At 28.9% G+C, this 15,368-nt stretch carries 12 protein-coding genes; 9 read left to right on the top strand and 3 right to left on the bottom strand.

The window, feature by feature from the left end; all coding sequences use genetic code 11:
• Positions 1-31: 31 nt before the first annotated feature.
• Positions 32-1,000, bottom strand: a complete 969-nt coding sequence (locus FAY47_RS10200; RefSeq protein ID WP_143316609.1) for a methyl-accepting chemotaxis protein — start codon at positions 998-1,000, stop codon at positions 32-34.
• Positions 1,001-1,080: 80 nt separating this feature from the next.
• The gene (locus tag FAY47_RS10205; RefSeq protein ID WP_143316610.1) at positions 1,081-1,761 is read right to left on the bottom strand and encodes a DUF2225 domain-containing protein; all 681 of its coding nucleotides are present in this window, start codon (positions 1,759-1,761) and stop codon (positions 1,081-1,083) included.
• Positions 1,762-1,880: 119 nt separating this feature from the next.
• Between FAY47_RS10205 and FAY47_RS10210 the strand changes: the two genes are divergently transcribed.
• The 8 genes from FAY47_RS10210 (at position 1,881) to FAY47_RS10245 (ending at position 13,204) form a co-directional block, all read left to right on the top strand.
• A complete protein-coding gene (locus FAY47_RS10210) occupies positions 1,881-2,675 on the top strand; it encodes a GTP pyrophosphokinase family protein (protein WP_143316611.1) in 795 nt (264 codons plus the stop codon).
• Between the two features lie 120 nt (positions 2,676-2,795).
• Positions 2,796-3,575 (top strand): hypothetical protein, encoded by a 780-nt coding sequence (locus FAY47_RS10215; protein ID WP_143316612.1) that lies wholly within the window; start codon positions 2,796-2,798, stop codon positions 3,573-3,575.
• Between the two features lie 13 nt (positions 3,576-3,588).
• Positions 3,589-4,671, top strand: coding sequence for an ATP-binding protein (locus FAY47_RS10220; protein ID WP_143316613.1), 1,083 nt, complete (start codon positions 3,589-3,591; stop codon positions 4,669-4,671).
• 9 nt (positions 4,672-4,680) lie between these two features.
• Positions 4,681-6,015, top strand: coding sequence for a VWA-like domain-containing protein (locus FAY47_RS10225; protein ID WP_143316614.1), 1,335 nt, complete (start codon positions 4,681-4,683; stop codon positions 6,013-6,015).
• Between the two features lie 199 nt (positions 6,016-6,214).
• Positions 6,215-7,903, top strand: coding sequence for an O-antigen ligase family protein (locus tag FAY47_RS10230; protein ID WP_143316615.1), 1,689 nt, complete (start codon positions 6,215-6,217; stop codon positions 7,901-7,903).
• On the top strand, positions 7,903-10,101 hold the full coding sequence (locus FAY47_RS10235) for a leucine-rich repeat domain-containing protein (RefSeq protein WP_143316616.1): 2,199 nt from the start codon (positions 7,903-7,905) through the stop codon (positions 10,099-10,101). Before FAY47_RS10230 ends, FAY47_RS10235 begins: the two co-directional genes overlap by 1 nt.
• A 121-nt stretch (positions 10,102-10,222) precedes the next feature.
• On the top strand, positions 10,223-11,569 hold the full coding sequence (locus FAY47_RS10240) for a leucine-rich repeat protein (RefSeq protein WP_185966795.1): 1,347 nt from the start codon (positions 10,223-10,225) through the stop codon (positions 11,567-11,569).
• Between the two features lie 153 nt (positions 11,570-11,722).
• Complete coding sequence (locus FAY47_RS10245; protein WP_143316618.1) at positions 11,723-13,204, top strand: glycosyltransferase family 39 protein; 1,482 nt, start codon at positions 11,723-11,725, stop codon at positions 13,202-13,204.
• A 48-nt stretch (positions 13,205-13,252) separates the two neighbouring features.
• On the opposite strand, the gene FAY47_RS10250 is transcribed toward FAY47_RS10245, so the two are convergent.
• A complete protein-coding gene (locus FAY47_RS10250; RefSeq protein WP_143316619.1) occupies positions 13,253-14,215 on the bottom strand; it encodes an LCP family protein in 963 nt (320 codons plus the stop codon).
• 164 nt (positions 14,216-14,379) lie between these two features.
• Between FAY47_RS10250 and FAY47_RS10255 the strand changes: the two genes are divergently transcribed.
• The gene (locus tag FAY47_RS10255) at positions 14,380-15,366 is read left to right on the top strand and encodes an LCP family protein (protein WP_143316620.1); all 987 of its coding nucleotides are present in this window, start codon (positions 14,380-14,382) and stop codon (positions 15,364-15,366) included.
• Positions 15,367-15,368 lie beyond the last annotated feature (2 nt).

The raw sequence follows: 15,368 nt of genomic DNA on the forward strand, positions 1-15,368 counted from the left end.
GAGATGAATTATCTAACAATAAAGATAGAAATTAGTTCTCATCTGTTAATTTGTTAACTAATGAAGATAAGGTTTTATTAAAATCATCGACATTAGTTGCTTGCATATCCATTGTAGCAGCAATCTCTTCAGCAAGAGCAGTGTGCTCTTGAGATATTGAATTTGCAGCTTCCACAGAAGTTAGAACTTCATCTTTTTGAGCTGCAGCCATAGCCAAGTTTTCGATACAATCATTTATTTCAGTTGTGGCCCCATCTATAGAAGTTTTAATACTATTAAAACTATCTTTAGTCTCTAATAAAGTAGATTGTTGGATATTTATAGCCTCATTACCAGCATTCATTGCATTAGATGCGTTTATTATGTCAGTTTTTATTTCATCTAATATTTTGGTAATACTTTGAACTGCTTGTTTTGAGTTTTCTGCTAACTTTCTAACTTCACCAGCAACTACTGAAAAGCCTTTACCAGCTTCTCCGGCTCTTGCAGCTTCAATAGCAGCATTTAATGATAATAAATTTGTTTGACTAGCTATTTGGCTTATTGAATCAGTAATACTATTAACAGATTCAAGTTTTGAGACTAGTTCGTTTACAGTTGAGCTAGAACTAGTAAATGCACTTTGAAGGTCATTCAAAGAGGAATCTAGTTTTTCAATTTTACTAATGCCTTCATTAGACAAAGAATCAGTATCAAAAACTGCAATTTGAACGTTAGTTATATTGTAAGCTAACTTTTCCATACTACCACTAAAATCTCTAAGGAGACTAGTTGCACTATCCATTTCTTGACTTTGCTTAACCGTTGCATTACTTAGTGTGCTTGCAGAATCAGAAATGTCATTGATTGAATGTGCGATATTATCGCTTGTAGTTTTTAATATATTGACTTCAGAAACAATATCTTGCGAAATTCCTGAAGGTTTTGTAATTACCTCTTTAGTATCATTATTTATGGTACTACTAGTATTAGTGGCTTCATTCTTAGTAAAAAGACCCATAAAAATCTCCCCCTCTTTGTCTGGATGTATATATTATATCATAATAATATATTCGGATAAAAATAAAATTTCTGAATATTCTATATCATATTGTTTTTAAGTGAATCCTTGCCATTTCTGGCTAAGTCCTTAAGTTTCTGAGAAGCGCCTACAGTAGAAAATACCTTAGAATACCATGTTAGAGCTTCCTTTTCGTTATTAGTCCTTCTATAAAGTTCCCCAATTAAATATGAGATAGAATCTCTTTGCATACCGTAAATTGGGAAATCCTCCATACTATATGCATCTAAAAAGGCAGTTATAGATTGTTTTAAAAATGCCATTTCCTTCTCTACATCCTTTTTTAGTCTATACATCCATGCTAATTTTAGCAAAATCATAGCTTTTGTACTATTAGGCTTCTCAATAATCATAGATGTTACAAGAGCTAATTTATATCTTTCTATTGCATTATCTACAGTTAAGCTTTCAGGATAAACTCTTGGGGTCCATTTTTTAGTTATACCGTCAAGCACAAGTTCCTTTTGGAAGCTTTTTATCTTTGGGAAATCTGCTTTCATAGAGGAATATCCACAATGATTGCACATCCAAACGTCGTAAAAATAAGGATTTACTACTGAATATCTTATGAAAAAGTCAGAGTCCTTGGATGTAATTCTCGGAGAATTAACCTTTACAATTTTCACCTTGAATTTGTTTTCACATATTGGACAGACAATTTCTTTATCATATGTATGTTTTAGTACATCGTTATCAGTCATTTCTATTACCTTTCAATTTACATAATTTTTATAATGCAATTATAACATAATTTTTTTATTTATAAAAAAAAACTTTTTGATATAATATAATGTAGAAGGAATAAATGAGGGTGGTTTTTATGGCAAGTACGAATTGGAAGAGCTTTCTCATGCCTTATGAACAAGCGGTAGAAGAACTTAAGGTAAAGCTTAAAAGTATTAGAAAAGAATATAGAAGAAATAATGAGTACTCACCTGTTGAATTTGTGACAGGAAGAGTAAAAGAAGTATCTAGTATATTAGAGAAGGCCAATAAATTTGAAATACCAATAAGTAGAGTTGGATATGAATTAGAGGATATTGCAGGTATAAGAATTATGTGCCAATTCGTAGATGATATAGATACTGTCGTAGGAATATTAAGAGGCAGAAAAGATATGCAAATACTCTACGAAAAAGACTATGTAAGAAGTGTAAAACAAAGTGGTTATAGAAGTTATCATATGATAATAAAATACCCAGTAAATATGGCAAGTGGACCAGTTGAGATTTTAGCAGAATTCCAAATTAGAACATTAGCTATGAATTTCTGGGCTACTATTGAGCATTCATTAAATTACAAGTATAAACAGCAGATTCCTTTTGAATTAAAAGAAAAGTTAAAGAGTGCAGCAGATGCAGCATTTAAACTAGATGAAGAGATGTTGGAAATAAAAGATGAAATAAAGGATGCTCAAAAGTTATTTGAGGTAAAATCAGATATAATTTCTACTATAATGAGTCAAATATTAACCCTTAAGTCATTGGGAAGAGTCGGAGAAGCAAACAGACATGAAAGATCTTTGAATAAGTTAATTGAAGAAGGAGAAGTATGGCAACTTAATAATTTATTATTTGCTATAAATAAGGATATAGATAAATTTGGGGAGAATTAGTGAAATTTTAAAAGAAAGAACTCGTAGAAATATTTTTGCGGGTTTTCTTTTTAATTATTAAGTAATAATAGTTATTATATGATACAATGTAAATGTAATAATATATATGGGAGAAAAATTATGGATGATAGAATTTTATTAAAACAAGTTAAAGAGAATCCTATGGTAATTGAGAATATTGAAAATCCAAGTTTTGAAGTTATATTGGCAGCTATTAAGAAAAACGGAATAGCAATTAAATTTGTAAAGAATCCATCTTTTGAATTGAAGAGAGAAGCAATAAAGAGTAATCCTTTAGCAATTCAATACATTGAAGATGTGGAAGATGGTTTAGGAAAATTAGCTGTAAATTTGCTTTGGAATTCATTAAAGTTTATAAAAAATCCATCCTATGAAGTTCAAAAAGAAGCAATTAATACTAGAGGATGGGCAATACAATATATTGAAAATCCCAATGAGGAGTTATGTTTATTAGCTGTAATTAGAGATTATGATGCTATAAAATATATAGAAAATCCTTCGGGAAAAGTGCAAATTAAGGCTATAGAAAATTCATGGCAAGCTATAAAATATATAAAAGAACCTTCATTAATCGTAAAAAGAAAAGCGATTGTAGAAGATGAAGAAGCTATACATTTTATTCGTAGCTATGATATAGATCAGCTAAAGATTTTTATTGGAGATAATATAAAGATAGTTAAATATTTGTATGAATCTATAGAGCCAGAGCTAGTAGTAGAAGTATTAGTGAACAAATTAGAGAATGATGAGTTTACAAAAGAATATATGAAGGACTTTTTGGAATTGGAAATTTTAGAAATGGATAAGATTAGTTTAGTGTTAGAATATGGAACTAAAAGAGAAAGAAAGTTATTAGTTGATTATAAACTTTCCAAGTAGAAGAGGTGATGAAATGAAATATTCAGAAGTTTTAGGGACTATAAACTTGATAATTGAAACAGATGAGGTTCCCCTAATAGTTGGAGAAAGTGGGATAGGAAAGACTGCTTTGGTTCATGAACTAGCAAGAGAAAATAAATATCATTTAGTTATAATAGATGCTAATCTTCTTAAAGAAGGAGAAATTGGTGGGCTTCCAACAGTAAATAATTGGGAAACGGTATATGCAACTCATTATAAATTAGTTGAAATAAAGAGAGCTCTAGAAGAAGGCAAAAGAGTTTTATTATTTGTAGACGAATTAAACAGATGTGAACATGCAGTGCAACAAGAACTTATGAACCTTATATTAAATAGAGAGATAAATGGATACAGTTTGGGGGAAAATGTAAGTATAATAGCAGCCATGAATCCATCAAGTAAATATGATAATTTTAGAGATAGTGAGTATCAAGTTGTGGATATGGATCTAGCTCAAGAAGATAGATTTGTTTGGATAGAGATGGATTCAGATATAAAGGAATGGATAAAGTGGGGAATGGGGAAAGGTGAGATTCATGCAGATATAATTGAATTTTTATCTGCTTTTCCTGAGTATTTTCATACTCCAGGTTCAAGAGAGAACTTAAAGGCAACACCAAGAAGTTGGGAAAGGGTATCGAAGGCATATAAAATATATAAAGCACCTGGAAGTAAATATTCATTAAATATATTTCTAAATGTAGTTAGAGGTAATGTAGGGGAAAGTATATGTATAGATTTTGCAAATTACATATCAAATATAAAAAAACAACTAATATCTCCTGAAAAGTTATTTAATTATGAGGTTTTACCTGTTGAAATAAAAGAGGAAATAGAAGGTGAATCTCATTCAAGGTTATACATTTTGATGAAAAATTCATTAAGTTATATAGAAAAGAAGGACAATGAAAGTAATATTATTAGGCTGTCAGAAATTTTAAAGCTTTATCCAAGAGATTTAAGGCTTGGAATTATGAAAGAAATCAGAAAAGATTATAGAAAGAATTTATATGAAAAGTTATTAGATTGTGATGAATTTCTAGAGAGCTTCTTTGAAATCTATACTAGAGTGTAGGTGAAAAATATGTTTGAAGAAAAAAGGCAAAGACTTTTAAAAAAAGCCATGGATATGAAGTTTACAGAAGATTTGAAGAGTGACTTCATTAAAGAATTTTTTGATTTTGTAGGCAGTGTAATAATATATATGGTGGATGGTGAAGATGATTTTTTCGGAACATTTATGTTAAGGATTGAAAGAAGTATTAGGTTAGATATTAGTTGGCCTATATCAACTTTGCCAAGGGTTTCTGGATTTATAATGTATTTTAATCCAATTTTATTTTTGCAGTTAACAAAAAAAGAGATGGTAGCATTATTTAAACATGAAATATATCATATTATGTATTCTCATTATGAGAGAGTAAATAGCTTGAAAAATAGTTATAGTAGTGAAGCGATTTCTATAGCAATAGATATATCAGTTAATCAATTTATAAAAAACTTACCTGCAAATGCAAAGAAAATAGAAGGTGTTAATAGGGAGTATAACATAGATTTAAAAGGTGATAGAAGCATAGAAGAATATGCAAAAGCTATTCAAGGCTCTATTAATAAGCGGATGACTAATAGTGATAAGAATGTAAAAAGTGATACTATAGTTAGAGAAATTGATATTACAAAAGCGCATAAGTTATGGGAAAATAGCGAACTGGCAAAAAAAACTGCAGAAGAAAATGCTAAGAAAATAGCTATAGGTATTAATGGTGAAAATGCTCCGGAAGATTTAAAGAAAATAATTAAATCATTTCATGAAAAAGAGGAATTATCTTGGGAACAAATTTTAAGAAGGCTCATTCCATCAGTAAAAAGTGGTTATAGAAAGACAATTACGAGAAGGGACAGAAGGCAACCAGATAGAATGGATTTAAGGGGGAAACTTCCGAACAGTGTTCCAGAGATAATAATTGCTATAGATATAAGTGCTAGTATGACAGATGAAGATATTAGAAAAATAATGATAGAAGTATTAGCTATTACCGCTAGTAGAAGAGGCAGAATAAAGGTTATAGAGTGTGATGATGAAATACGTAGTGTGTATTCATTAAAATTAATAAAGGATATAAGAAAAAGGACAGCTAATAACGGATCTACAAAATTTTCTCCAGTTTTTGAATATATTAAAGAAGAGGGATTTAAGGATAGTATAGTAATATATTTTACAGATGGAGTTGGAGAAGAGGTATTATCTATTAGGCCCATAGTTAAGAAAATTATATGGGTAATTATAGGAGAAGAAAATTTGTCTTTAAAAAATCATTATGGAATAGTAAAGAGAATAAAAAGTAGTAGGAAAGTTGGAGAAGGAAAAAGTACCGCACTAGATATGGTAAGAGAAGTAATACATGATTGGGCTAGATAATTTTAATATTGTTGTAATAGAGGACTAATTTATTAAATTGGTCCTTTTTTATGTGAAAAATTTTTGCTTTTTCAAAAAAATATAATTAAAAATAAATTTAATTTAGAAATACTAAAAACAAACATTAATTTATGCAAAATAAGTCGATATTATGGTATAATTATCGCATTAACATAAAATAAACAATCAGGGGATACATATGGAAAATAAGGATTCAAAAGAGCTTAAGATATTAAAGATAGTAATGTTTATATTACCTTTTATTTTTGGAATTTACTATGAGTTTACAGCATTTTTAACATGTGCTATATTATGCACTTATTTGATCTATTTAATTTCAAAAAGAAAATCTGTTAAATTATTTATTAATGTTGTTGTTATTTCAATTATAATTTTTATAATTTCATATCTATTAGTGACGGTTTATTCAATAGATAAGGGAATAGCATTTGTTGGATTTTTAAGAATATTAGCTATTCTCCCGTTTTTAGTTATTTTAATGCAATTTGAAAAAGAACAATTAAATGAAGTTTTTTCTGTAATTCCGTATTCAGGAGGAAGCATGGTTTTAATATGCATAGGAGCTTTGCTATTTCCGAATCTTAAAGAAAGCTTTTATATGGCAGATAGATTAGGTGGATTCTTTCAGTATTCTAATACTTTTGCCTTATTTTTATTAATTGGAGTTATAGTAATAGGCTACAAGAAAGAGATTGGCTTTAAAGAACAAGGTATTTTATCAGTTTTGCTAGTAGGAATTTTAATGACAGGAAGTAGAAGTGTTTTTGTTGTTACAGTAATATCACTTATTGTTCTATTTATTACAAATAAAGATTTACGTAAGTTTTTAATGACGCTATCTATAATTCTATTTGTTTTTTCTATAATCTTTGTAGCTGTTACAGGAAGCTATCAAAGTTTTGGCCGATTTTTAACCATTTCTTCAGAATCAAGTACATTACTTGGAAGATTGCTTTATTATAAAGATGGAATAAGACTTTTTATGAACAAACCACTTGGTTTAGGATATATGGGATATTACTATATGGAACCATTAATTCAGACTGGGGAGTATTCAATAAAATATATACATAATGATTTTTTACAAATAGCTTTAGATGCAGGGATAATTGCAGCTATTGCATTTATTATTTCAATTATAAGTAGCTTATCTTCAAAAGGCCTTAATAAAATGCATAAGCATGTAATTATAGTTATAGCTGGATTGTCTATTTTTGATTTCAATCTACAATTTTTAATTGTTTTTTTAATACTTATAATGGCTTTAGATTATAGACAAGCTTCTTCTAAAGTTATTTTTATTAAAAAAAGAAGAAAGTTAACAATTTCTTATGGAATTTTAGGGGTAACTGCAATTTTAAGTTTATATTTTTTTATAGCATTTTTTGCTGAATACAAGGAGAGTTATAAGATAGCTGCTGAGTTATATCCTGGAAATACTATAGCTAAAACTAAATTGCTATTAAGTGCAGATTCAAAGGAAAAAGCTAGGAATTTAGCTGACGATATATTAGAAAGAAACAAAATGTCTTACCTTTCTTATAATGCAAAGGCTTTAGTAGCAGCAATGGATGGAAAGTTTGAGGATATGGTTTTTTATAAAAAGAAAACATTAAATATAGCCAAATATTCTATTAATGAATATGAGGATTATATAAAGCTCTTAGCAAGAGCTATTAACTATTATGAAAGGGTGGGAGATGATACTTCAAGAGAAAAATATGTAGGATATATTAAGGAAGTTCCTAATATGCTTAGAAATATTGAAGAACAAACAGATGAATTAGCTTTTAAAGTTAAAGACAAACCAAACTTTGAATTATCAGAGCAAACGAAAAAATATATTGAATTTTTAGGGGGAGAATAATGAAAAAGGGATTTAGTACAATGGTTGCAGTAATCATGGCTGCGTTACTAACAATAATGTCAACATCAAAAACAGTTGAGGCGTTAGCTACATTAAGTGGAGATGGAATAATCAATATTACAGATACATATTTTTTACAAGCATTAAGAGATAGAGGAGTTGATACTAATAATGATGGTAAAATTAGTGTTAGCGAAATGGAAAAGCTGCAGGGATTATCTATATATGATCCTAATGGGCAAATAGCTGATCTATCAGGAATTGAATATGCTAAAAACGTAACCTCTCTTAATTTATATGTTTCTTCGAAGATAAGGAATGTTAACTTTGTTAGTAATATGCCTAAGTTAACGTATCTAGGAGTAACTATAAATGGTAATGTTGATAATTATACTTTAGATATAAGTCAGATTAGTAATTTAACTGAATTAGGGAGCCTTAAACTGGATAGTTGTGGTATTACTGATATTAGTGTATTGAAAAACTTAACTTATTTAATGAGTTTATCATTAAATAATAATAAGATAACAGACATAAGCTCACTAGGAGGGCTGATAAATTTAAATATTCTTGATTTAAATTATAATAACATTACAGACATAACACCTTTGAAAAATTTAACTGGCCTACGTGTAGCAGATTTATCTGGAAATAATATTTCTGATGCAGCAAAGTTTGATGTGCTTAGAATATCGGTTAAGCAAATGTATAAGGGACAAAGGAAACTAGGTGAAGTTCTTCCGATTGGATTGTTAGATGGAGTTTCAGTATCTACAGATACAAATAATATTATTTCATTAGGGGATACGGAGAGTTCTGAAAATATTATTGGAGTAAATCAAGGTACTGCAACAATAAAGTTACAATATGGAGATTTAACAAAAATATCCACTATAAAGGTAGATGGAATTGATGCAGATCAACCTATTGAAGGAAGTACAGATGTTACTACAGAATTCTATAATAGAGCAGCATTAAATTCAAAAGGTGAGTTATGGAATTTATCAGATAATGGACCTAATATAGTTATGAATGGTGTGAAAAAATATGTGGCTTATGATGCTTATGAAGGAGATTACCAATCTCCAGAAAGTCGTAGACTAGCAATAGATAATAACAATGCTCTTTGGTCTTGGGCTGGAGATATATATTCAAATGGAGAAAATGTATCTTTTCAAGACAATAAAAGAGAAATGGAAAATGTAAAGTATGTTAATACTCGTTATGCAGTAACATATAGTGGGGAACTGTGGGATTACTGTAAGGATGATGGTAAGTTACTTGATAATGTAAAAGAAGTTGAGAGAATAAATAATAGTATCGAAGGAAGAGATGTAAAAATAGGAACTGAGGTATTAAAAACAGATAATACTTTATGGGTTAGACGTGATGGAAACCTTCAAGAAACTTCTAAAGCTTTTGCAAAAGTTGATGATGGAGTAAAAGAGCTTGTTAGTGGTGGGAAATTCTTAAAAAGTGGATATATAAAAGGTGATGGGACTTACTGGCAAGGTAATGAAGGGGCTGCAGGGAATATTGAATTTACAAAGATTACAGATAACGTTATGTCAGTAATAGAAGGCTTTATCGTTAAATCAGATGGAACTGTAATGTCACCTGACAATAGTAAAGTTGTATTGACTACCGGACTAAAAGCAGTAAAAGATAATGAATTTTTAGTTGATAATAATAATACATTATGGTCTTGGAATCCCTATTCAGGAGCAGTAAAAATTACAGATGGGTTTAAAGAATTTACTGAAAGTGGATTTATGAAAGTTGATGGTACTCTCTATGACTATCACAATAATCCAATAGATTATATTAAAGATGTATTTGGTTATAATGTTATGAATGGAGAAGTGAAGCTAGGAACGGATAATGTGCTTTATTCATCAGGAGTTAAAATATTAACTAATGTTAATAATATATATTCATATAATTATGGAAATGAGCCAATTTATGCAGCAAGAGTGGATGGAAGCATATGGCAAGTAGGTAACATGGTTCCTACAAAATTGATGAATTTAAGTTCTGATATAAATCATGATGGAATAGTAAATATGACTGACTTGGCTTTTGTTGGAAGTAAGTATAAAGCTACATCAACTTCAGGAAGTTATAATAGTGAGTGTGACTTCAATAAAGATAATATAATAGATATATATGATATAGTAACTATAGCTAGAAAATTATAAATTTAATAAATAAAAACCCATTAAGATACCAAAGAGAAATTTTTGGTATCTTTTTGTATAAAATGTTATTGTTTACTAAAAAAACAACAATTATAATTAAATTTGTAAGGGGTGGAATAATGTGAATAAAAAGAGATTGAGTTTTATATTAATAATTTTGCTTTCAGTTTCATGGTTTTTTAGCGGTTATGTAGAAAAGATAAATGCATTAACTATTACGTCAGGAGATTATGAGTTTGATCAGGAGACCGGAACAATAGTAAAATACAAGGGGGTAGATACTACTATAGTAATTCCAGATAAGATAAATAATATATCAGTGGAATCTATAGGAGAGAAAGCTTTTGAGAAGTGTTCTAATATTAAGGAGGTAGTTTTACCTAATGGGTTGAAGAATATAGGGGATTTTGCTTTTCGCTATTGCAATAGTATTAAAGAAATAAATATACCTGAAAGTGTTAGATCTATAGGAAAACTTGCTTTTGGAGAATGTTCTAATGTTCAAAATATCTTACTACCTAATGATTTGGGGAAAATAGGTGAAATGGCGTTTAGTGAATGCACTAGTATTACTAAAATAACAATACCTAAAAATATTGGGGAAATTGGAGATTTTGCTTTTGATAGATGTACTGGTATTCAAGAAGTTATAGTACCAAGTAATGTTAAAAGAATAGGAATTTATTGTTTTCGTGATTGTAGTAAAATAGTAAAATTGACAATTGAATATGGAGTTGAGGAAATAGGAAGAGGTGCATTTACGGGGTGTAAAGAAATACAAGAAACTACTATACCAGGAAGTGTTTCTCTGATAGGAGAATATGCCTTTAATAAATGCGATAATCTTAAGAAGGTTGAAATAGATAATGGGGTTAAAAAAATAGGATCAAGTGCATTTGCTGAATGTACAAATCTTGCTGAAGCATCAATTCCATCATCAGTAGAAAGTATAGGTGATAGTGCTTTTCAATACTGTCATTATTTTAAAACTTTAACTATGGGGGAAGGAATAAAGAGTATTGGTAAATATGCATTTAACGAATGTGATATAGAAGATATAACTATACCTAATAGTGTTACATCCATAGCAAAATATGCATTTTCAAATGCGGGATCTACTAGTATATGGATAAGTAAAGCTTCACAAATAGAACCAGAAGCTTTTGGATATATGGATAATCCAAGTAATATATATGTTACAGGAAATCCAACAGAAGATGAGATAAATTCCTTCAAAAAGAATTTTAGTAGCTATATAGATTTTAATAGTATAAAGTTTGTTAGTGTTTTATGCAAGGAAGATATAGATAATAATAAAAAAGTAGAAATAGCTGATGTGGCAAGTTTGGCTGTTAATTATAATGCTTTAAAAGGTGATAGTAAATATAAAAGTGAAATGGATATAAACGGGGATGGAATAATTGATATTTATGATTTAGTAAGAGTAGCTAAAAAATGCAATTCATAGTTAGATCTAATAGTAAAGATTAGCTCTTTTCTACTAAGAAAGCGAATTAAGGATAAACAATATAAATTAAAGAGTAATTCTGATATAATAACTGTGTTAATTATAGGTTGTAGTAGTTAAAATGATAAAAAATATAAATAATGAGGTGTCTTTTTGAAGATTATAGAAAATACAAATAAAAGAAAATTCAAATTAGAAGAAATTATTCAGAAGTATTACTGGATTTTTATTGTTATAGAAGTAGTATTTTTAGCTTTCATATGTTTTTGGAATTTAGGTGAGTTTCCAGTTAGAGATTGGGATGAATCTAGACATGGTGTGAGTGCTTACGAAATGATGAAGAATAATGAAAATATAATTAATACTTATAATTACGAGAATGATTATTGGAATCTAAAACCACCTTTAAGTTTTAATTTAATAATTATTGCATTTAAAGTGCTTGGTACTACCATATTAGCTTTTAGGATCCCTTCAGCAATAGCTATGGTACTGACAGGAATTATAGTAGCTTTTTTTATTGCAAAAAGATATGGCAAAGTAGAATCATTGATTTCATTGATTGCATTTTCAGCTTGTAGCCCTTTATATAGGATTCATACAGGAAGACATGGAGATGCAGATGCTTTATTTATTTTATTTTTTACAATTTCAATGATATCTATGTTATGGATAGAAAAAAGCAAAAAAGCTTTATATATGTGTGGATTTTCTTTTGCCCTAGCATTTTTGACAAAGAGTTGGCATGCATTTGTTATTGTGGCTATTGGAGGATTATTCTTAATATTTACTGGATATATAAAGAAATATAAGATAAAACAATGGATATTATTCTTTTTGTCTTTTGCTGCCCCAATTGGATTATGGATTATAGCCAGAATCGTAGAAGATGGAACTAAGTTTTTAGTAGAAATGGTGAGATATGATTTATTAAAACGAAGTAGTGAGGCAATAGAAGGAAATAAGGGGTCTATATTTTATTATGCCAGATATATATTATTAAATGGTACTTCACTTGTTATTGCTTTAGGGCTAATTATAGTGGTTGGATGTCTATTCTATTATAAAAATTGGATGATGGTGAAAAGTGATGTTATAGGATATAGTTTATGGATTGTAGTTCCTTTTGTATTGTTCAGTGTAGCTAAAACTAAATTGGACTGGTATATAATACCTATGTATATTCCAATAATAATAGTTGGATCAATCCTTTTTGGAAAACTATTAAGTGAAACAAGCGTTAATAGAGTAATTAAAATAGGCTTAAGTATAATACTAGCTGTTGGACTAAGTTATGAAGGATATAATTTAATTAAATATATTAATAATCCACCGAAAGACGAATTGCAAACATTTATGATGAATACATTAAAAAATAACGAAAATATAAGAGGTAGAGAAACATATATTCAAGTAGAAGACTCGGAAGGTAAAGGATGGAGGCAAAGTCAACTTTTAGTTGGAGAACTATATGGAGATTTAAAGTGCAAAGAAGGTGGAGTAGAAGGATTTGCTGCTAACCAAGATGCTATGCTAATAACGAAAAAAGATATGTACTTACAAAATGCTGAAATATTTAAAAACTACGAAGTTGTAAGAGAAAACGAAACTTATATTATAATTAAGAAACAATAGATAAAAAGATTTTGGTGAAATATTTAGATATTTCACCAAAATCTTTTTTTATTTATCTAAGAATATATAATCATTCATTTGTTTTGCTGTTTCATTAATATCGAAGACATAATAGTATATTCCATTAATCATTTGTCCTTCCCCGCAATCATCTCTTGGAAACCTATCTTGAATTAACTCATGAGAAGAAAGAGAGTTTATCTTAAAAGCTAGAGATATAATGTCTGTAGAAGTCATATTAGTATTTATAAGTGGTAATAATTCTTTTAAAAAACCAGGGTAAGAGGTAGTAGAAGTACTTTTAAGTTTATTAAATAAAGCAGTAAGAATAGTTCTATGTCTATGACTTCTTTCAAAATCTCCGCCAGCTGTATATCTTATTCTGGAGTAAGCAAGAGTTTGAGATCCGTTTAATTTTTGTGTTCCAGAAGATGACAGTTGAGATGTACTATTTTCATTTATTAATTTTAGTTCCTCGTCAGTTATAGTTATATCAATTCCTCCAATGGAATCAATGAGTTTGGGAAGTGAAGAGAAATTTACAGATAAAAAATCTTTAATATTTAAGTTGAAGTTTCTATTTAATGTTTTGATTGCAAGGGTAGGGCCTCCATTTTCAGTTCCATCAACTGAGCCGAATGCATAAGCATGATTAATTTTATCTTTACCATCTCTTCCAGGAATCTCAACATAGGAATCTCTTATTATCGAAGATATCTTTAATTTATTATGTTTTTTATCAATAGTAAGTATCATAATAGAATCAGAGCGTCCAATTTCCTCGTCTTTTGAATCAATACCAAAAATAGCTATATTTCTAATTTCATCTAAATCTACCTCGTTGGTTATATTTGGACTAATTTCCAAGTTACTAGTATCTAGTTTGACTGTATTAATTTTGCCTAATGTTTTAAAAGTGTAAGTAAAGAATGCTATAAATAGGATAAGAATTAAAATAATTATTCCAATAATTATTTTGACTGGTTTAGTGATTTTTTTTTGCTTTCGCATAAGCGATATATCCTTCCATTGATAAATAATCATAATATTATATGAAATATTTGGAAAATGTTTACAAGTAATAAATGTGTTTAATAAATATTTAATATTTACAAAGCAAAGACTAGTATATAATATATAAAGTAAGGTAATTAAAATGATTAAGGAGTTACAGTATGGAAAAAAAGAGCAAAGTAAAATGGAGTACTAAGAGGAAAGTAATAGTTATATTATCATCTATTATAGGAGTTATATTACTGTGCATATTAGGAGTAGTTGGTTATGGATATTACGTTTATAGCAAGATGGATACGGTACAGATAAATAGAGAAGAAGTTCTAAATGAAGAAGGAAAAAAAGAGGAATCTAAACATATTATTAATGTAGCTTTATTTGGAGTAGATAGAGGAGAGAAGGATGGCGGAGAAGATGGAATGAAAGGTCTATCCGACTCAAATATTATTTTGACTATAAATGAAGATAAGAAGGAAATAAAAGTATCTTCAATTATGAGAGACACTTACGTTACTATTCCAGGTTATGGTGATAGTATAATCAATCAAGCTATGTATGAAGGTGGACCGGAACTTATGCTTAAAACTATTAATACAAACTTCGATTTAGATATTGATAAGTTTATAGGGGTTAACCTAAATACCTTACCTCAGTTAATTGATAAGTTGGGTGGATTAGATTTTGAAGTAGATAGTGATGAATTTAAGTTTATCAATAGTTATATTGATAATATTAATAGTAAGAACAATACCAACATAGCTCATTTGAAGAGTCCAGGAAAACAACATTTAAATGGAACACAGGCAACAGCTTACTGTAGAATTAGGTATACAGAAGGTACGGATTTTAAAAGAACTGAAAGGCAAAGAAATGTATTAACACTTATAGCTAAAAAGTTAAGTGCTATGTCAGTTGGTGAATTAAATTCTTTTGTACTTGAAGAATTGCCAATAGTAAAAACAAATCTTAGTTATGGAGAAATTGTTTCAATAGGTAAAGCTATATTAAATATAGGGACAGGAAATATACAACAGAATAGATTTCCAAATGATGGAGATCACTGGAGTACTGGTACATTTGGTGATTATAAGTTAAATATAGATAAGCAAGCAACAACTGAGAAGATGCATAAGTTTATTTATGAGTAAAA

This window comes from Clostridium sp. HBUAS56017, from assembly GCF_007115085.1.
GTDB classification, from domain to species: domain Bacteria; phylum Bacillota; class Clostridia; order Clostridiales; family Clostridiaceae; genus Clostridium; species Clostridium cibarium.